This window comes from Dactylosporangium sp. NPDC006015 (assembly GCF_040614215.1).
Taxonomy (GTDB): Bacteria; Actinomycetota; Actinomycetes; order Mycobacteriales; family Micromonosporaceae; genus Dactylosporangium; species Dactylosporangium maewongense.
On the sequence record NZ_JBEXUD010000053.1, the window covers coordinates 13366 to 32682 of the forward strand.

A 19317-nucleotide genomic window follows, 5' to 3' on the forward strand; every position below is an offset into this window, starting at 1 on the left:
GATGGAGATTTCCATCGCAGGGGTGCGATTGTCAAGCGTCTACGTCCCAGGAGGCCATGTGACCCTCGCGGAGAAGCTCGACCGTCTCTTCAGCACGGTCCACCCGCCGGGTCGCGGCGAGTACAGCTACGAGGAGGTCGCCGCCGCCATCCGGGCACGCGGAGTGATGATCTCCCACACGTACATCTGGCAGCTGCGCAAAGGAGCACGGGACAACCCGACCAAACGGCACCTCGAGGCACTCGCCGAGTTCTTCGGGGTCAACGCCGCATACTTCCTCGATGACGAGGCCGCGCGGCGCATCGACGAGCAGCTGGAGCTGCTCGCCGCGCTGCGGGACAACGCGGTGCGCACCATGGCGCTGCGCGCGGCAGGGCTGTCGGGGCCGACCCTCGAGGCGATCCACGGCATGATCGAGCACGCGCGCAGGATCGAGGGCCTTCCGGACGATCCTCCGGCCGCCGATGTGGTGCGAAACTGACACGCCGGGCGGGGTGTTGGCCCGAGGGCAGGCGACGGTAGCGTGGCGGCGGATCGCGCTCGCGATGGTATGGAGGGTTGGCACATGTCCCAGGGCGGAGAGCTGGCGACGGCTCGCGAGGATTCCGGCGCGCGGCCGGCCTTCAAGGTCGCGCTTCGCGGGTATGACCAGGGACAGGTCGACCAGTACCTCGCAAAGCGGGACCGCGAGCTGGCCCAGCTCGCGCAGGAGCGCCGGCGGATCGACGCCGACCGGCAGGACCTCGACACCCGGCTGCGGTCGATGCAGGCACAGCGCCAGCAGCTCCAGCAGGAGCTGAACGAGGTCAGGGACCGGCCGGCGCAGGTCGACAAGGCCTCGTTCCGGCACCTCGGGCCGATGGTCGACGACATCCTCGCGCTCGCCGAGAAGCAGGCCAACCAGATCACCAGCACCACCCAGGAGCGGGCCACGAAGCACCAGGCCGAGGCCGAGAAGGTCCTCGCCGACGCCCGTGAGCTGGCCGCGAAGACCCTGCAGGACCTCGAGGACGAGCTGGCGCAGCGCCGCACCGAGGAGCAGCAGGCGTACGAGGAGCGCCGCGCGGCCGCGCAGGCCGAGCTCGCCGAGATCCGTGAGGTCGCCGAGCGGCTCCGGGCCAACAGTGAGGCCGCGCAGCAGCGCGCCGAGCAGGAGGCCGCCAGGATCAACGAGCAGAGCGCCGCCCAGATCAAGCACACCCAGGCCCAGGCGAAGGCCCTCCTGGAGGCGGCCCACCTCAAGATCCAGCAGGAGATCGAGGCCGCCCGCAAGCAGACCCAGCAGGAGCTGGCCCAGTGGAAGGCGCAGGCCGAGAAGGAGATCGCCGACCACCGCGAGACGACCGAGAAGGAGATCGCCGACCACCGCGAGACGGTCGAGGAGGAGCTGGTGCGCCAGCGGGCCGGCGTCGACGAGCAGTGCGCCGCCGTCAAGGCCGAGGCCGAGCAGCACGTCACCGAGCTGCGCCGCCGCGGCGACGAGCAGAACACCGCCGCCCAGCACCAGCTCGCCACCGTCCAGCGCGAGATCCAGGCCCGCCGGCAGGCGCTGTCCCAGCTGCAGGCCGAGCTCGAGTCCAACCAGCAGCGCCTCGCCCAGACCCGCCGCGAGGGTGCGACCACCGAGCGTGAGGTCCAGCAGTTCCAGCAGCGCCTGAAGGAGACCCGCCAGGACCTGGCCGAGGAGATGGCCCGCCTCGAGGAGGCCCGCTCGGCCGCCGAGGGCGCGGAGCGGCACGCCAAGGAGGTCCGCGCCCGCGTCCAGCGTGAGGCGAAGCGGGTCGCCGACCTGGCCGCGGCCGCCGTCATGGCCGCCGCCGCGGGTGGCGAGACCGGCGAGTACACGAAGATCCCGGTCCGCACCCCCGCGGAACGCGCCGCCGACCAGCAGCGCCTCGCCGAGCAGCAGCGCCTGGCCGAGCAGGAGCCGGGCGGCGGCCAGCCGTCGGCCGGGTCCGCGCCGCAGCCCGCCTCCGGTCAGCCTTCCGGTCAGCCACAGCCCGTGGCCGGCCAGCCGGCGACCCAGCCGGTCGCCGTGAACCCGCTGACCGGCCAGCCCGTCGCGGTCCACCCGCTCACCGGCCAGCCCATCACCGGCACCGGCCACCCCCTCGCCGGCCGCCCGCTCGCCGGAATCCCCACGAACGGCGCCGACCCCGCGTCTCAGGACACCGAAGCCGACGACGCCGACCCGGCCGGCGACAGCGCATCCGGCGAGCACGCGGCGCTCGGCACCCCCAACGGCGTCAACGGCAACGGCGGCCTCAACGGCAACGGCGCCGGGAGCGACACCGACGGCGACAGCCGCTCCGGCGAGCACGCCCCGCTCGCCCCCAACGGCCGCGGCGAGACCAGGCCACGCAGCCTGTTCGAGCCGAGGTCCGCCGCACACGAGGCCCAGGACGCCGACCGCCCCACCGCCGGCAACGGCTACGCCCGCCACTCCTCGGACCACCCGGTCCCCACCCAGCGCGACGCCCGCGACCAGTCGGACGCCACCCGCTAGGCCCCTGCGGTCGGCCCCACGCCCGACCCGAAGTTCCAACCACCGGCCCGGAGCAGCCACCCCGCAGCTCCGGGCCGTTGCACAGGCGGCGGAAGTCGTGGGGTGGGGGAAGCAGGAAGGCGCCACCCCCGGAGGTCCGGGAGTGGCGCCTGGGAGGCGGTGCGGTGCGTGTGGCCAGCGCCGTGCCGACATAAATAGGCCGCTCTCTAAGCGACTTGTGCCCCGACTTGGAATCGGGGGGCCTGTCGGCGAGGCCTGGCGCAGTCCCGCAACACCTGTGATTCAACCGGATCCGCGTCGTGGCGCCAACCGAATTACAGGGCCGTGGCGAACAGGGACGCGTACACGAGACGGGAGCCGTCCGTCACGACCTGGCCGGCGGCGGCCGGGCCGGACACAGTGGACAGTCGCAGGTCGAGGTAGCGCTCGTCCTCGACGACCGAGTCCGGTTGCCATGCGGCGCGCGACAGCCACTCGCTCACCTCGTCCGCCACGGACTGCCGGCGCCGGTGCAGGGCGGCCCGGATGTCGTCCAGCGAGCCGGCCTCGCAAGGGGCGCCAGGACCAGCAGCAACGGCAACAGGGGCAGAGGCGAACCACGCGGCCGGGCCGTAGGCGAAGCAGACCAGCGCCATCCAGACCTCCGCGAAGTAGACGGGGTCCGGCGCGATCTCCACGCCGGCGAGGGTGTCGCCGACGAAGAAGAGGGCGCCGAGCTGGCCGTCCAGCAGCTCCAGGCGGCTCTGGTACTGGGTGAGCACCGCACGCTTGCGGGTCAGCACCTGCTCGAGGTGGCCGCGGGCGGGCAGGCCGTACCGGCCGTTGAACCGCGCGATGTCGCCCCACAGCTTGCTGTACTGGTTGGTCCCCCGCAGCCCCAGCGCCGCCGCGCGCAGCTCGACCGGCAGGATGAAGAACCACTGGTCGCGCTCGGACAGGTAACCGCCCTGGCTCTCCTGCACGCAGCACGCGTCGTCGAAGCGCAGCGTCTGGCCGGCCGCGATGAACGCCGACCGGCACAGGGCGTGGTTCTGCGCCGCGTCCTGGATGTAGCCGACGTGCAGCGGCACGACGGCCACCCCGGAAGCCGACGGGTTGGTCAGCTCGACCTGGCCGTACGTGACGACCCGGCTGAGCTTCAGCCCGCTGCGCGGCGGCGCGATGCCCGGGTAGGACGGCCCGAAGACCGGCACCATGGTCAGCGCGCCCGCCCGCTGCGGCGGGCCGAGCCGGTAGCCGGCGGTGTCCACCCCGGCCGGGACTGGCAGGTTCACGACGAGCCTCCTTCCACGACGGACTCGAAGACCGACAGACGGCGGCGCAGCTCCGCGACGATCCACCGGTCCGCGGCGGCACCGTCCACATGGGACAGCAGCCACAGTACGAGCGGCGCCAGGTCATCGGTGTGCCAGAACGGCAGCTGCGGCAGTGCGGGTGCGGGCCGGCGCAGCGTCAGGTCGTCGGCGGGGCCGTACGTGGCCTGGCAGAACACGACCGGCGTGCGCACCCCCGCACCCGGCAGCGCCGCGGTGACCCACGCCAGGTCGCCCGGGTACACGTTCTCGTACCCGTCGGAGGCGACCACGACGACGTCCGGCGCATCCACACCGGACAACGCGTCCAGCACCCCGGCGGCAAGATCGGTGGCCCCACCGAACCCGCCCGACAAAAAGCCCGGCGAGACGCCGGCCGAGACGCCCGACGAGGAACCGCCGACCGGCACCACCACGAGCCGCGCGCAGACCCGCTGCAGGACCAGCCGCAGCGCGGCGACCTGCGACGCCACGGCCCACTCGCGCTCCCCGTACCCGCGCATCGACGCCGAGTCGTCCAGCACCAGCGCGACCGTGCCCTCGTAGCGCGGCAGCCCGGCGACGGCCGCGTCGGTGTAGCGCTCGACCGCCGGCCGCAGGTCGTCGCTCGGCCCGCCGCGCAGCAGGTGTACGAGCGTCGCCGCCAGGTCGCCCCGGTTGGTGGCGGTCACGGTCGCCGGCCGGTCAGTGCGCAGGTCGAGACCGCCACCCGTCGCCGGGAGCGGCACGAGCGAAGTGCCGGCGCGGTGCTCGTACACCAGCGGCACCAGCGACGCGACGGCACCGGCGGACGGCACGGACCGCAGCAGGCGGTGCCGCGGCGCGGAGCCACGGCGCACCGCGTCGAGCACGGCACGGGCGGTGCCGCGGCCGAGGGCGTGCTCGAAGCAGTCCTGCACGACGGCCCGCCGCGCGGCCACGATCTCGGCGGCCCGCGGGTGCTCGAGCAGCACGGTGAGCGCGGTCCGGGTGACGTGCTTGTGGTTGGCGCGGCGGCGCCGGACGGCGAGCAGCACGGTCAGCACGTCGGCGGGTGCCAGCCCGAGCGCCAGCACGCGGGTCACCCGGGCGAGGGTGTCGCGGACGGCGTCGCCGAGCCCGGCCCGGGAGGCGAGGAGCAGCTGCAGCAGCAGACGGGCCCGCTGCGGGGCGAGGATCCCCGGGGTGAGGGCGGTCAGCGCGTACCGCTGCGGGTCGGCGAGGTACGCCGAGGCGTGCACCGCCTCGTCGTCGAACAGCACGGCTCCGGCGCGCGGGACCCGCAGCGCCGTGTCGTGCCGCTGGAGGTGCCGCACGAAGTCGTTCATGCCCGTACGGTGGCACGCGGAAAATCACTGGAACGAATGCTTTTCCGTATGCAACCGGGCGCTCGCCGGCGGCGTGTTCCTGGGCATGGCAGACGCCGACACGTTCGCGGAGTTCTACCGGGACACCTACCGGGGGCTCGTCGCGCAGCTCGTCGCGTACACGGGCGACCTCGGCGAGGCGCAGGACGTGGCGCAGGAGGTGTACGTGCGGGCCTGGTCGCGGTGGCAGCGGATCAGCGCGTACGACGACCCGCGGGCCTGGATCGGCCGGGTCGGGCACAACCTCGTCATCAGCAGGTGGCGGCGGGCCCGGACCGCGTTCGCGGGCTGGACCCGGCACGGCCCGCCGGCGCCGGTGCCCGAGCCGGACCCGGCGACGCTGGACCTCGTGGCCGCGCTGCGCCGGCTGCCCGAGCCGCAGCGCCGCGCCCTCGTGCTCTACCACCTCGGCGGGTTCGCGGTCGCGGAGATCGCCCGGATGGAGGGCGCGCCGGAGAACACGGTGAAGGCGCGCCTGGCCCGCGGCCGGCAGGCGCTCGCCCCGATGCTGACCGTTGCCGACCCAGCCGCCGACCCGGCCGCCGACCCGCAGGATGTGAGGCAACCATGACCGGCGTCGACGACGCGTTCTCGAAGCTCCGGCAGCACGTCGACGCGGCCGCGGTCGCGCCGCCGGCGGCTCGGATCGCCACCCTTGGGCGGCGCCGCCGCGCGGGGCGCGTGGTGGTCGCCGGACTGACCGTCCTCGCGGTCCTCACCGGCGGGTGGTCGGTCCTGCACGACCCCGACCGGCAGGCCGCGCCGATCCTGCCTGCGGTTTCGGCGTCGGTACCGGCGGCGCCGACCCCGACCGGCAACCGCCCCGAACGCGTCCCGCCGGGCTTCCTGGTGGGCGAGGCGGGCGGCCTGGGCGACACGGGCGACACGGGCAACGCGGGCGCCGAGCAGGCCATCGACAACCACGACTACAACGTGGGCTGCTTCGGCGCGCCGGCCGCCCGCCGGTCCCTCGCGCTGTTCTTCGGGAAGGAGGCGCAGCGGGTCCAGGCCACCCAGTCCCTGTACGTGTACGCGGACGAGGACGCCGCCAAGGCCGTCATGCGGGACCTCCGCCCGCGGATGCGGCAGTGCAGCGGCTTCGGGGACGCGGAGGTGCTGCAGCCCGTGGCGAGCCCGCCGCTCGGCGCCGAGGCGCTGACCGTCACCGTGGCGCTGCCGCGCGACGGCGCCGGTGAGCACACCGGGGAGCCGTACAGGTTCGTGGTGGTCCGGGTCGGCACCGCGATCGCCGTGCTCGACGGCCTCGGCGCCGACAGGTGGGAGACGCTCCTGACCCAGGAACTCGTCGGCCGGATGTGCCCGTACAAGGCGACCTGCGCCCCGCCGGCGTCGACGGTGCGGGCCACGAAGCCGGTGAACGGGGGCGAGGCATGGGCGGTGGTCGCCGGCGTCGAGGGCGGACCGGTCACCGAGAAGGCCGGCGACCTCGGCCGGCTCGGGTATCGGGCCTCGGTCGTGCCGACCGGCTGCGACGTGGGGTCCGCGGCGGCGCTCGGCGGCCTGCCGGCGACCTCCTACACGGTCGTGTACTTCGCCACCGAGCAGGACGCCACGAGCGTCGCCGGCCCGCTGGGGCTGCCGGTCGTCAAGGTCCGCACGTACTGCCTGTGAGCGGCCCGGGAACCGTACGGACCCCTGCATATACAGCTTCGCGGCGCCGTCGACACGGCCGCCGCGGTGCACAACACTCGGGTATTCGGCGGGCTACACGGTGGGAGTGCGGCATGGCAGTGGTGGAGATCCAGGCGGACCGGCGGTCGGAGGTCACGTTCAGCGGCGGGCGGGCCGGGTCGGGGCCGGCCACGTGGGGGCAGCAGGCGATCTGGGACGTGGTGCGCAACCTCGGCACCGACGCCGCCCGGTACAACGTCTCCGGCGGCATGCCGCTGCCGTCGCCGGTCCCCGCGGACCGCGTCGAGGCCGCGGTGCGGTCGCTGGTGCTGCTGCACGAGTCGCTGCGGACGCGGCTGCGCTCGGCCGACGACGGCCGCCTCGACCAGGTCGTGCACGCCTCGGGCGGCATCCCGCTCGTGACCCGGTTCGCCGCCGGGGAGGCGGTCACCGAGGCCGCGTACGCGCTGCGCGACGAGCTGCTCGCCGTCCCGTTCGACGCGACCCGGGAGTGGCCGCTGCGGGTCGGCGTCGTCCACGCCGGCGGCGGTATCCGCTACGTCGTGTTCTTCCTGTCGCACACCGCCTCCGACGGATGGGGTCTGCGCAACCTCCTCGCGGACTTCGCGACGCTCGTACACGGGACGCTGCCGCAACGGGACCTGCTGCAGCCACTCGAGGAGGCGGCGTTCCAGACCTCCGACCGGGGCCGCCGGCGCGACGCGGCTGCCCGCCGCTCGTGGCTGTCGAAGCTCGGCAGCGGCCCGGCGAGCATGTTCCCGGCCCGGGCCGGCACCGCGCCGGCGGCCACGTTCCCGAACGCGGTGCTCAACTCCCCCGCGCTCGGCCTGGCGCTGGACCGGGTCGCGGCCGACCTGTCCGTCACCCCCGCCTCGGTCGTCCTCGCCGCGGCCGCCGCCTCCGCCACCCGGATCACCGGCGTCGACGAGGCCGTCTTCCAGGTCGTCGTCAACAACCGGTTCCTGCCGGGCATGGCGGACGGGGTCACCACGATCGCCCAGGAAGGACTGTTCCACCTCACCGGCACCCGGGTCGCGTTCCCGGACCTCGTGCGCCGCACGTTCGGCGCCGCCATGTCCGCGCAACGCCACGCGTACTACGACAAGCTCGCCCTCGACCGTGACGTCGCCGCCCTCGACAGCACCTGCGACCACTCGTGCTTCGTCAACGACCAGCGGGGGCTGATGCCGGCGCTGGGCTTCGCCGCACCCGCGCCGACGCCGCTGCGCGAGGCCCTCACCCGCACCACGCTCACCTGGCCGGTGGAGCACGAGCCGCGCCGGGGCGTGTCGTTCGCCCTGGACGCCCAGGACGCCCCCGGCGCCCTGGAGCTCGCCATGACCGCCGACAGCGCCCTCATGCCCCGCGACGACATGACCACGTTCCTCTACGGCATCGAGGAGCTGATCGTCACCCAGGCGCTCGACACCCAGGCGCTCGACGCCTAGTGCTGCACCTTCCAGACCCACACGTCGGCGATGTGCTCGCCGGGGCCGAAGAGCTGGTCGGCGGTCTGGCGCACGGCGTCGCTGTTGCCGTGGCTGTCGGCGAGGATGATGCGGTCCGCCTTCCAGTACGCGAGGTCGGTGCGGGCCTGGGCGACGTGCTCGGGGCCGAGCTGGGGCACGACGCCGTCGTTGCCGACCTGGCCCAGCAGGCTCCACGTCGGCGGGTACGTCGGGCCGAACATGGCCTTGTGCTCGGGGTCGTTCGGGTCGGGGGCGAGGAAGTAGCCGCCGGCGATCTTGAAGTCGATGTCCGAGTCGACGGCCCAGCGCATCGCGTCGAGGCCCTCCCACCAGCCGCCGGGGATGACGACGACGGTGGCCTGGTCCGGCACGTGCTCGCGCCACATGCCGCTGCTGAAGAACACGGGCGCCAGCGGCCGGTCGTTCGTCGGTTGCGGCGTCGGTACGAGCGGCAGCAGCGCCATCGCGAGGGCGGCGGCCCACAGCCAGCGGCCCGCGTACGGCAGCGGCTCCTCATCGTCGTCCTGGAACGTGTCCCTGGCCTTGTCTCTGGCCTTGCCCTCGTCCGTGCCGTCGGTGTCCGCGACGGCGTCCGTGGCCGGCGCCTCCGAGGCGAACGCGGCCTCCTCGACCGGCTCCGGCCGGGTGACCGGCGGCGGCACCACGAACCGGTCGACGAGGATCGCCAGCAGCACGCCCACGAGCGGGGTCACCACGAGCGCGACCCGGGTCGGCACCACCGAGTCGAACAGCGGCAGGTCGACCAGGTAGCGCCACGGGCCGTGCCAGGTGGTCTCCTCGCCCTTGTACCGCACGATCGGGCCGAGCGACAGCAGCGAGAACACGACCGCGGTGACGAACAGCGCCCGGGCGCCCCGGTGCCGCCAGAGGGAGGCCGCGGCGGCGGGCAGGAGCAGCAGCAGCGGCCAGCCGAAGAACGTGTTCTCCTCCGTCGGGCCGCCGAGCTTCTCGATGCGCGGGATGTCACCGAGGATGGAGCGGCGGCTGAAGTTCGAGAACCCGTAGAGGTCGGCGCTGAAGCCGTGCACGAAGTCGGGCAGCCCGTGGTACGCCTGCGGGCCGGTGAACTGGTGCCAGAGCGGGTACGCCATGACGACCCCCGCCACGAGGGCGGTGACGCCGAGCGCCGGCAGTGCCGCCCGCGCGGCCGGGAGCATCTCGCTTGGCCGCAGGAACACCAGCAGGAACACCAGCAACGCGAACGCCGCGAGGAACAGGACCTCTTCGTTGATGAAGCACTGGTACACGACGAGCGCGGCGAGCACGAGACCCTTGCGGACCGTGTCGCCCGGCTCGCGCATCCGGAACACGGCCCACAGGATCAGAGGGATCATGAACTGGCCGGCGATGTTGGGGTGACCGGTCGTCTGCGAGATCATCGCGGGGCCGAAACCGCAGAAGAGCGCTCCCAGGTAGGCTGCCGTCCGGGTCCGGACCACGCCGCAGCGCAGCAGCATGAAGAACCAGGCGATGGCGGTGCCGGCCGGCGCGATCGTGCTGATGACGGCGAACGTGACCGGCGCCCCGAACAGCAGCGTGATCGGGGCGAGCGGGAGGGCGAGGCCCAGGATGGACGTGTTGGCCATCAGGTTCACGCCCAGCGGGGCGTTGAGCTGGTCGGTGAAGAACGGGGTGTCACCATGGGTGAACAGCCGCGCGGCGTGCGTGAGCACCCACTCGAAGAAGACCTGGTCCTGGTTGTTGTCGGCCAGCATCCGGGTCTGGGGTGCCGCCCACAGATGGTGGAAGAGCACGACGGAGAAGACCACGTAGCTCACGACGACAAGCGCGTTCTTTCCGCCGGTTTTCACGGGTGAGACCATAGCTGTCCAGGGGCCCGTGACGCACGCACTGGCCTCCCGGCATCGACGCCGATAAACTACGCCAATTCCGGATAACATGATCAGACCGTTGGATCGCCGAGCTACCGAGGAGAACGCCGTGCCGCCTGGAGGCGATCGGGATCGCAGTTCGGAGATCCTCGGTGACCAGCTCATCCAGTCCGAGGTGCTCGAGGGCCTCGCGATGGCGAAGAACCACCGCAAGTGGTTCGTCGCGTTCGCGACGCCGTACCTGGGCGACGACCCGATCGAGGTCAGCGCGGGCCTGGGCGACTATGCGGCGGAGTGGCTGGAGCACGCTCCGCGCATGACGGTCACGGAGGCCGACCCGGACCGGCTGCTCGCGCTCAAGGAGCGCTTCTCGGCCAACCGCGAGGTGTCGATCCGCGAGCTCATGCTGCCCAGCGACATCACCGCCGAGCACAGCGCCGCCGTGTCGTACAACGTCCTGGAGCACATCGAGGACCACCTGGGCGCCCTGCGCACCATGCGCTCCCTGGTCCGCCCCGGCGGCCACGTGATCATCGTGGTGCCGGCGTTCCCCTTCGCGATGGGCCCCGCCGACATCGCCACCGGCCACGTCCGCCGGTACACCAAGAAGACCATGCGTGAGGTGCTGCTCGCCGCCGACCTGGAGATCGAGAAGCTGCACTACGCCAACTCGCTCGGCCTGATCGGCTACTACGTCTCCACCTGCCTCCTGCGCCAGAAGCCAGGCCCCGGCATGATGGTCAAGTTCTACGACTCGACGGTCGCCCCGATGACCCGCTTCGCCGAACGCTTCGTCACCCCACCGTTCGGCCAGTCCGTGATCGCGATCGCCCGCCGCCCCGCCTGAAAGTTTCGCCACCACCACCACCACCCGGACCCCAGCCACACGACGTCGCCGGCGGTGTCGGTCAGGCACCTCTCCGTAAGGTCCACCTGCCCCACCGCCACGCCCCGCCGTTCGGCCAACCGTCAGCCGGGAAACTTTCGCGCCGCCACCCGGAACCACTACGCCCCCGGCGCTCCGAGCCCGGGCTTCACATGGTGCACAAAAAACCGCGGCAACCCCGGCGAAAGAAACCCGACCGCAGGCCCATCAGAACCCCCGGGCACCGGCGACCCGCACACTGCCCTGACAAGGCCGCGTCCGGACAGCCGGACGCGGCGAGGTCTCCGGACGCAGCCCTCGCCAGCCAGGTCGTCACGCAACGCGACGCACACCGCCGTCCAGCCTGCGCCGCTTCCCCCGCCCACCCGGCCCAATTCCCCCAGAGTAGGCCAGCCGCTCGATCCGCAACTCTCGCACCACCGCCCCAACCTCAGCCGCAACCAAAGTTCAGCCACCCACACACCCCCAACCTCAGCCCGGCGGCCCCCACACCCCAGCGTCAGCCGCAACCCAGGCCCGGCCACCCCACACACCCCCGACGTCAACTCAGGCCCAGCCGCCCACGCCCCGGATCCGCAACCGCTGCACCACCGCCCCGACCTACGCGCCGCGCTCACCAATACCGGCACCCCCACCGACGCCCGCAACTCCCCCACAGCAACCTCACTCCACCCGCCCAACCTCCCCCGCGCCCCAACACAGACATTGGTCAATGCCCGCGTTTGCGGCTTTTGCGCAATAGACATTGCGCGATCCACCCCCAAGATGATCTCCAATTGAGGGGTAGATCGCACAGCGTCGATCTCGGAGATCGGACATCTCCGGGCATTGACCAACGTCTGCGCGAGGGTGACGCGCGGGGACACGCCAGACCGACCAGCGAGATCGATCCCGGAAATGGACATCCCTGCGCGGCGAGGGGTGGCGGTGGCAAGGGTGGTACGGAGGAAGTGTTACGGGTCGTGGGGCGCGCGGGTCTGTGGATCCGGACCATCGAACCGAAGGGGATGAAGTGAACCTGCGCCACCTGTCCGCGGCCGGGGTTGCGGCCGTCGTGCTGCTCGCCGGGTCGGGGTGCGGACCCCAAGGCCAGAACCAGACCCAGGGCCGGAGCCAGACCGGCACGGCTCCGTCCGCCGGCGCTGGGGCCGGCGCCGGGGGCGCCGCACCGTCGAACAGTCCGTCCAGCACCGCCGCGGCGTCGCGCGGGGCGTCCGGGGGTGCGCCGGCGAAGTCGGCCGCGGGGAACGCACCGCCGCCGTTCTTCGCCGCCGTGCCCGCGGTGCCGGAGGTGAGCGAGGCCGTGGCGGCGGGTGCGGTACGGCAGCAGCAGCGGGTGGCGGGCCGCGACAACGGGCAGAGCACCCGGCACGGCGACCGGTCCGTCTGGATCTTCGACGACACGACGCTCAAGGAGCCGTGGGGTTTCCTGTCCAACAGCGGCGCGGCCACGAAGGACCTCGACGCGGGAGACGGCATCGACCTCACGTCGAACAACCCGGTCACCGTCGACGCGTCGAAGGCGCCGGTGGAGCTGATCCCGAGGTCCGCCGCGGAGAAGGCGTACGAGCAGGCGAACAAGGTGCCGTTCGGGCTCTGGTCGAAGCCGGTGAAGGCGATGGCGACCGCCGGCGGGAAGGCCACCGACTACGCGCTGTTCGGCCACCCCGAGTACGCGCGGCGTGACGGGCTCGTCCAGTACCTGTCGTACTTCCACCCGGACAGCGGCGAACGGCGCCTCATCAGGCTCACGTTCGGCCCGGCTGGAACCTGATGCGGGCGATCCGCTGCTCCCCGCTCGCGGGGTTGAAGTAGGTCAGGTACTGCACGAGACCGTCCTGGCGGGCGTACTCCGGATGCGCGAACAGCGCGTAGTTGGCCGCGTCGCCGCCCGCCGGGACGGGCGCCGCCTTCACCGGCTTCGACCACGGGCCGAACGGGGCGCCGCCGACCTGGAACATGACGTCGTTGCTGCCGTACGGCATGAACGTGTTGATCCACGCCTTCAGCGCCGGGGCGTAGAGGACGGTCTGCCCGGCCGCGCCGGCGGCGATCGTGAACGCCCCGGCCGCGGGGTCGGCCGTCCAGCCGCCGCCCGTCCAGAACGTCCACTTGCGACGGTCCGTCACGTCGGCGAGGCCGACCTTGCCGAGTTTGCAGCCTTGGTACGTGCAGGCGCCGTACGCGTAGAGCACGTCGCCGACGGTGACGGCGGCGGAGCTGAACCCCGCGCCGTCGGGGAAGAACATCGTCGGGTCGGTGCCTTCGAGGCTGGTGACCGCGGGGCCGTTGACGGCGGTGAGGCGGGTGACGGCGCCGGTGCCCATGTCGATCGCGGCGATGCCGGTGCCGAGGCCCTTGCCGATGGGGCCGGTGCACGGGTCGGCGGCGCGGCACAGCTTGCCGTAGAACACGAGGATCCGGCCTCGGGCGGGGTCCGCGACGACAGGACCGGGCCAGAACGCGAACCGGGCCGGGTGGGTCCGCTCGTACTCCAGCTCGGTCCCGCTACGGACGATCAGCTCGACCGGCGGCTTCGACGCGTCGACGGCGACGGGGCTGCCGGAGGTGAGGTCGATGCCGTCGGACGCGTCGAGGTCCTTCGTGGCGGCGCCGCTGTTGGACAGGAAGCCGAACGGGTCCTTGAGCGTGGTGTCGCCGAAGATCCAGACGGACCGGTCGCCGTACCGGGTGCTCTGCCCGTTGTCGCGGCCCGCCACCCGCTGCTGTTGGCGCACCGCACCCGCGGGCGCGAACTCGGCCACCTTCGGCACCGCGGGCACGGTGGCGAAGAACGGCGGCACGGACGGGGACGGTGCGGCCGGGGAAGCGGCGGGCGAGGACGGCGCGGGCGCCTGGGCGGTCGCGGGCGGCCGGGCGGCCGGCACCTCCCGCCGCGGCTCGTCGGGCTGCCGCCACACCGTCACGCCGATCACGAGCGCGAGCGCCAGGGCCGCGGCCCCGCCGGCCAGCGCGAAGGCCTTGAGCGCCCACCCGCCGGCGGCCGCCTTCGGTGGGGGCGCCAGGAGCGGCAGGCCGGCAAGGAGGCCCTCCGCCGCCGGGAGCCGGCGGGACCGCTCCGTGCACTGTGGACAGTCGCGGACGTGCCGGGCGATCCGCTTGCGCCACAACGGGTCCGGCTCGCCGTCCCAGCCGGCCACCACCTCGCGCAGCGCCGGGCAGCCGGGCGACGCGTCCAGGGCACGGACCACCGAACGGGCCACGTCGAGCTGCTCGCGCATCCGCTGCACCCGCACCCCGGCGTACGCGGCCGGCAGGTCGAGGACGTCGGCGACCTCGGCGCGGGTCAGGTGACCACCGGCCTCCAGCCACCACAGCGACAGCACCGTGCGGTGCGCCGGGTCCAGCCAGCGGGCCGCCTCCGCGATACCCCGCTGCTCGACGTCCAGGACCTGCCGCAGCACGGCGAGGCCGACGAAGTCCGCCGACGGGTCGGCGGTGTCGGGCAGGCCGTCCGGCTGGTCCTCGCCGCGGGTCAGCCTGGCCCGGCGGGCCTCCGCGCGGGCGTCGGCGAGCTGCCGCAGGGCGATCGTCACCACCCACGACCGGAAACGCCCGGCCTGCCGTACCGTCGAGACCCCCGTCACGACCCGGACCATCGCGTCCTGGACGATGTCGTCGACGTCGAGGTCCCGGTCGGCGCCGCGGCCGACGACGGAGTAGACCAGCGGCAGGTAGCGCGCGGCGAGGGCCTCCACGGCGGCCCGGTCACCGTCGCGGGCCGCCGCCACGAGGACCTCGTCGGACTGTGCCACTGTCGTTCCCGTCTGTTCCTTCACCCTCTGGCGGACCCCCTCCGGTCTCGTGTCATAACACTTTCCGGGCTTGACGGGGCGGTGCGGCGGGACTTACGGTCCTGACCACAACCGCATATCGCGCTGCACGACCCGCGACGGGAGAGCCCTCGGTCAGTCCGAGGCGCCGAAGGAGCAACGTTCTCCCCAGAATCTCTCAGGCATCGGTACCGCCGCGGTCAGGCGACTCTGGAAAGTCAGGACGATCCGTGTCCTGCGCCCACGGTGCAAACCGTCCCGCTCGTCGCGGGCGGCGAAGCTCTCAGGCTCCGATGACAGAGCGGGGAGGTCACCCAGCAGGGGTGCCGTCCGCGACGGCATCCGGACCCAGGGAGCCTCCGTGACACCGCTCTTCGACGTGCACCGCGATCTCGGCGCCACCTTCACCTCCTTCGCCGGCTGGCGCATGCCGCTGCGCTACCAGGGGGACCTCGCCGAGCACCACGCGGTGCGGCGCGCCGCCGGGTTGTTCGACCTGTCGCACATGGGCCAGCTCGAGGTCACCGGCGCCGAGGCGGGCCGGTTCCTCGACTACGCGCTCGTCGGCAGGCTGTCGGCGATCGAGGTGGGGCGCGCCCGGTACACGATGCTGTGCCACGACACCGGCGGGGTCCTCGACGACCTCGTCGTCTACCGCCTCGCGGACCGGCGCTACCTGGTGGTCGCGAACGCCGCCAACACCGCCGTCGTCTTCGCGATGCTCCGCGAGCACGCCGACGGCTTCCACGTCACCGTCCGCGACACGTCCGCCGACTGGGCGCTGATCGCCGTGCAGGGGCCTTCGGCGGCGTCGATCCTCGACCCGGGGCCGCTGCGGTACTACGCGATCCGCCCGTTCCCGCTCGCCGGGCGGGACGTGCTGCTGGCGCGGACCGGGTACACCGGCGAGGACGGCTTCGAGGTCTACTGCCGCCCGGATGACGCCGTCGCCGTGTGGCGGGCGCTGCTCGACCGCGGCCCGACGCCGGCGGGGCTGGCCTGCCGCGACACGCTGCGCCTCGAGGCGGGGATGGCGCTGTACGGGCACGAGCTGTCCGTCCGGCGGACCCCGCTGCAGGCCGGCCTCGCCCGCCTCGTCGACTTCTCCAAACGCGACTTCGTCGGCGCCGCCGCCCTGCGCCGCCAGCGCGACTCGGCGCCGGTCGAGGTCCTGGCCGGGCTCGTCACCGGATCCCGGCGGGCGCCGCGCGCCGGTTACCAGGTGCTCGACCCGGCGACCGGCGCGGTGGCCGGCACCGTCACCAGCGGCGCGCTGTCGCCGACCCTCGGCCATCCCGTCGCGATGGCGTACGTGCCGTCCGCCCTCGCCGAGCCCGGGACCCGGCTCGCCGTCGACGTCCGCGGCGCGAGCGTCGAGGCCACCGTCGTGCAACTGCCCTTCTACGTCGCACCGCCGAAGTGAACGTCATGTCGTCGAACCAGCCGGAGATGAGCGCCATGTCCGCGATCCCGTCGCACCTGTCCTACACGCGTGACCACGAGTGGTTCTCCGACGGCGTCGTCGGCATCACCGCGTTCGCCGCGTCCGCGCTCGGCGACATCGTCTACGTGCAGCTGCCCGAGGTCGGCACGCTGGTCACCGCCGGCGAGCCGTGCGGGGAGATCGAGTCGACGAAGTCCGTCAGCGACCTCGTCGCGCCCGCCGACGGCGTCGTCGTCTCGGTCAACCCGCTCATCGCCACCGAACCGGGAGCGGTCAACGACGACCCGTACCGGCGCGGCTGGCTCTTCACGCTCCGCCTCACGGGCGCCGCCCCCGAGCTGCTCGACGCCGCCGCCTACGCCGCCCTGGTCGGGTGAGCCCGGTGGCGCTGAGCGCGTTCGACCTGTACTCCGTCGGCATCGGCCCGTCGTCGTCGCACACCGTCGGCCCGATGCGCGCCGCCCGCCGCTTCGCGTCGGCGCTGGACGGGCTGCCGGTCGCCCGGGTGCGGGCGGAGCTCTTCGGCTCGCTCGGCGCCACCGGCCACGGCCACGGCTCCGCGAAGGCCGTCGTCCTCGGCCTGCTCGGGGAGGACCCGGCGACCGTCGACACCGACACCGCCGACGAACGCGTCGACGACGTCCGCCGCACCGGCCTGCTCCGCCTCGCCACCGGCCGTGCCGTCGCGTTCTCCGTCGACGACGACGTCGTCCTGCACCGGCGCAAGTCGCTGCCCGAGCACCCGAACGGCATGCGGTTCGCCGCCTTCTCCGCCGACGGCGCGCCGCTGCTCGAGCGGACGTACTTCTCCGTCGGCGGCGGCTTCGTGGTCGGCGACACCGGCATCGTGCCCGACACCACGCGGCTGCCGCATCCGTTCGCGACCGGCGGCGAGCTGCTGGCCCTGTGCGCCTCGCTGGACCTGCCGGTGAGCGCCGTCATGTACGCCAACGAACGCGCCTGGCGCCCCGACGCCGAGACCCGGGCCGGGCTGCTGCACCTGTGGTCCGTCATGCAGGCGTGCGTCGACCGTGGCTGCTCCCGCGACGGCGTCCTGCCCGGCGGGCTGCGCGTGCCGCGGCGGGCGCCGGCACTGTACCGCGACCTGAAGGCCTCCGCCGACGGCGCCGACCCGCTGAAGGTCCTCGACTGGGTGAACCTCTACGCCCTCGCCGTCAACGAGGAGAACGCCTCCGGCGGCCGCATCGTCACCGCCCCGACCAACGGCGCCGCCGGCATCATCCCCGCCGTCCTGCACTACTACACGCGCTTCGTCCCCGGCGCCACCGACGACGGCGTCGCCCGCTTCCTCCTCACCGCCGCCGCCATCGGCATCCTCATCAAGGGCAATGCCTCCATCTCCGGCGCGGAGGTAGGCTGCCAGGGCGAGGTGGGCTCGGCGTGCGCGATGGCCGCCGCCGGCCTGTGCGAGGTCCTCGGCGGCACCCCCGCCCAGGTGGAGAACGCGGCCGAGATCGGCCTGGAGCACAACCTGGGCCTCACCTGCGACCCGGTGGGCGGCCTCGTCCAGATCCCCTGCATCGAACGCAACGCCATCGCCAGCGTGAAGGCCATCAACGCCGCCCGTCTCGCCCTGAACGGCGACGGCAGCCACAAGGTCACCCTCGACAAGGCGATCCGCACCATGCGCGACACCGGCCGCGACATGTCGGTGAAGTACAAGGAAACCGCCCGCGGCGGCCTGGCCGTCACCGTCATCGAGTGCTGAGACTGTAGTTCCCCCGTGGCTGGATCGCGTGTGCGCATGGGCGCTCGGGGACCTGTCCATTCACGGTGATCCATGGCGCGGGTATCATGTAGGTGGGAGCCGCACAGCGCCGCGGACAGCATCTGAGCTGCGCCGCAGGCGTCGCCATGCATGCAACTCGCATCGACGTGACGGAGTTCCCAGTGCAACTTTCAGCCCGTATGAGACCGTTCGCCATCGGCGCGGTCGCCACCCTGGCCGCCGCGGTGGCCGCGGTCGTCGTCGCGCAGAGTCCCGCCGCCGCGCACGGCTCGGTCACCGACCCGCCGTCGCGCAACTACGGCTGCTGGGCCAGGTGGGGCAGCGACTTCCAGAACCCGAACATGTCCCAGACCGACCCGATGTGCGCCCAGGCCTGGCAGGCCAACCCGGACACGATGTGGAACTGGAACGGCCTCTACCGTGAGGGCGTCGCCGGCAACCACCAGGCCGCCATCCCCGACGGTCAGCTGTGCAGCGGTGGGCGTACGCAGAACGGCCGGTACGCCTCCATGGACACCGTCGGGGCGTGGGTCGCCGCGACGAAGCCGAACAACTTCACGCTGACCCTCACCGACGCCGCCCAGCACGGCGCCGACTACCTGCGCGTCTACATCACCAAGCAGGGGTTCGACCCGACCACGCAGCCGCTGACGTGGGCGAGCCTCGAACTGGTCAACAGCACCGGGCGGTACGCGCCGGCGCCGCAGTACCAGGCGCAGGTCAACGCCGGGAGCCGGACCGGCCGGCACGTCATGTACACGATCTGGCAGGCCAGCCACCTGGACCAGTCGTACTACTTCTGCAGTGACGTGATCTTCACCGGTGGGCCCGGGCCTTCGAACAGCGCGTCGCCGTCGCGGTCGCCTTCCACGTCGCCGTCGGCCTCGCGGTCGCCGTCGACGTCACCGTCGGCGTCGGCGTCGGTCTCGGTGCCGCCGGGCGGCTGCTCGGCGAGCTACGCCAAGACCAGCGAGTGGAGCGGCGGCTTCGGCGCCAACGTGACCGTCACCGCCGGCGCGGCCGGGACCAACGGCTGGACGGTCCGCCTGACCTGGGCCAACGGCCAGACGATCACCTCGTTCTGGAACGCGGCGATCACGTCCAGCGGGGCCGTCTCGACGGCCACGAACGTGAGCTACAACGGCAAGCTGGGCGCCGGGCAGTCCACGAGCTTCGGCTTCAACGGCTCCTGGAACGGCACCAACTCGGCACCGGCGGTGACCTGCACCGCCACCTGACCCCGCGCCTTGCGGAGCACATGACTTTCGAGATAGCTTTCATGAAAGCTTTTCTCGGAGGTGTA

The 19317-nt window shown here is 72.9% G+C and carries 15 protein-coding genes and 1 riboswitch; of the genes, 11 read left to right on the forward strand and 4 right to left on the reverse strand.

The window, feature by feature from the left end:
• Positions 1-58: 58 nt before the first annotated feature.
• Positions 59-481, forward strand: coding sequence for an XRE family transcriptional regulator (locus tag ABZ321_RS49555; protein ID WP_354903396.1), 423 nt, complete (start codon positions 59-61; stop codon positions 479-481).
• Between the two features lie 84 nt (positions 482-565).
• Entirely contained in the window at positions 566-2506 is a 1941-nt protein-coding gene (locus ABZ321_RS49560; RefSeq protein WP_354903397.1) for a hypothetical protein, read from the forward strand.
• Positions 2507-2820: 314 nt separating this feature from the next.
• On the opposite strand, the gene ABZ321_RS49565 is transcribed toward ABZ321_RS49560, so the two are convergent.
• Complete coding sequence (locus ABZ321_RS49565) at positions 2821-3780, reverse strand: hypothetical protein (RefSeq protein WP_354903398.1); 960 nt, start codon at positions 3778-3780, stop codon at positions 2821-2823.
• Positions 3777-5126 (reverse strand): hypothetical protein, encoded by a 1350-nt coding sequence (locus ABZ321_RS49570; RefSeq protein WP_354903399.1) that lies wholly within the window; start codon positions 5124-5126, stop codon positions 3777-3779. The genes ABZ321_RS49565 and ABZ321_RS49570 overlap by 4 nt, the downstream gene beginning before the upstream one ends.
• An 85-nt stretch (positions 5127-5211) precedes the next feature.
• Between ABZ321_RS49570 and ABZ321_RS49575 the strand changes: the two genes are divergently transcribed.
• From ABZ321_RS49575 to ABZ321_RS49585, 3 genes are all read left to right on the forward strand, one after another.
• Complete coding sequence (locus ABZ321_RS49575; RefSeq protein ID WP_354903400.1) at positions 5212-5736, forward strand: sigma factor-like helix-turn-helix DNA-binding protein; 525 nt, start codon at positions 5212-5214, stop codon at positions 5734-5736.
• On the forward strand, positions 5733-6797 hold the full coding sequence (locus tag ABZ321_RS49580) for a hypothetical protein (protein WP_344504565.1): 1065 nt from the start codon (positions 5733-5735) through the stop codon (positions 6795-6797). Before ABZ321_RS49575 ends, ABZ321_RS49580 begins: the two co-directional genes overlap by 4 nt.
• A 113-nt stretch (positions 6798-6910) precedes the next feature.
• A complete protein-coding gene (locus ABZ321_RS49585) occupies positions 6911-8266 on the forward strand; it encodes a condensation domain-containing protein (RefSeq protein ID WP_354903401.1) in 1356 nt (451 codons plus the stop codon).
• On the opposite strand, the gene ABZ321_RS49590 is transcribed toward ABZ321_RS49585, so the two are convergent.
• Positions 8263-10119: a hypothetical protein gene (locus ABZ321_RS49590; protein ID WP_354903402.1), complete on the reverse strand. Its 1857-nt coding sequence runs from the start codon at positions 10117-10119 to the stop codon at positions 8263-8265. The two genes, ABZ321_RS49585 and ABZ321_RS49590, sit on opposite strands and share 4 nt — an antisense overlap.
• A 214-nt stretch (positions 10120-10333) precedes the next feature.
• Between ABZ321_RS49590 and ABZ321_RS49595 the strand changes: the two genes are divergently transcribed.
• Together ABZ321_RS49595 and ABZ321_RS49600 are read left to right on the forward strand one after the other, a co-directional pair.
• A complete protein-coding gene (locus ABZ321_RS49595) occupies positions 10334-10987 on the forward strand; it encodes a methyltransferase domain-containing protein (protein WP_354903451.1) in 654 nt (217 codons plus the stop codon).
• Positions 10988-12038: 1051 nt separating this feature from the next.
• On the forward strand, positions 12039-12800 hold the full coding sequence (locus tag ABZ321_RS49600; protein ID WP_354903403.1) for a hypothetical protein: 762 nt from the start codon (positions 12039-12041) through the stop codon (positions 12798-12800).
• Here ABZ321_RS49600 and ABZ321_RS49605 read toward each other — a convergent pair.
• On the reverse strand, positions 12775-14802 hold the full coding sequence (locus tag ABZ321_RS49605; RefSeq protein ID WP_354903404.1) for a sigma-70 family RNA polymerase sigma factor: 2028 nt from the start codon (positions 14800-14802) through the stop codon (positions 12775-12777). The two genes, ABZ321_RS49600 and ABZ321_RS49605, sit on opposite strands and share 26 nt — an antisense overlap.
• Positions 14803-14930: 128 nt before the next feature.
• Positions 14931-15024: riboswitch (glycine riboswitch) on the forward strand.
• Between the two features lie 157 nt (positions 15025-15181).
• Here ABZ321_RS49605 and gcvT point away from each other — a divergent pair.
• The 4 genes from gcvT to ABZ321_RS49625 all read left to right on the forward strand — a co-directional run bounded on the left by gcvT (position 15182) and on the right by ABZ321_RS49625 (position 19252).
• On the forward strand, positions 15182-16243 hold the full coding sequence (gene gcvT / locus ABZ321_RS49610) for a glycine cleavage system aminomethyltransferase GcvT (RefSeq protein WP_354903406.1): 1062 nt from the start codon (positions 15182-15184) through the stop codon (positions 16241-16243).
• A gap of 5 nt (positions 16244-16248) precedes the next feature.
• The gene (locus tag ABZ321_RS49615; protein WP_344504558.1) at positions 16249-16641 is read left to right on the forward strand and encodes a glycine cleavage system H protein; all 393 of its coding nucleotides are present in this window, start codon (positions 16249-16251) and stop codon (positions 16639-16641) included.
• 5 nt (positions 16642-16646) lie between these two features.
• Positions 16647-17993, forward strand: coding sequence for an L-serine ammonia-lyase (locus tag ABZ321_RS49620; RefSeq protein WP_344504806.1), 1347 nt, complete (start codon positions 16647-16649; stop codon positions 17991-17993).
• A 200-nt stretch (positions 17994-18193) separates the two neighbouring features.
• Positions 18194-19252 (forward strand): lytic polysaccharide monooxygenase, encoded by a 1059-nt coding sequence (locus ABZ321_RS49625; protein WP_354903407.1) that lies wholly within the window; start codon positions 18194-18196, stop codon positions 19250-19252.
• The last annotated feature ends 65 nt before the right edge of the window (positions 19253-19317 follow it).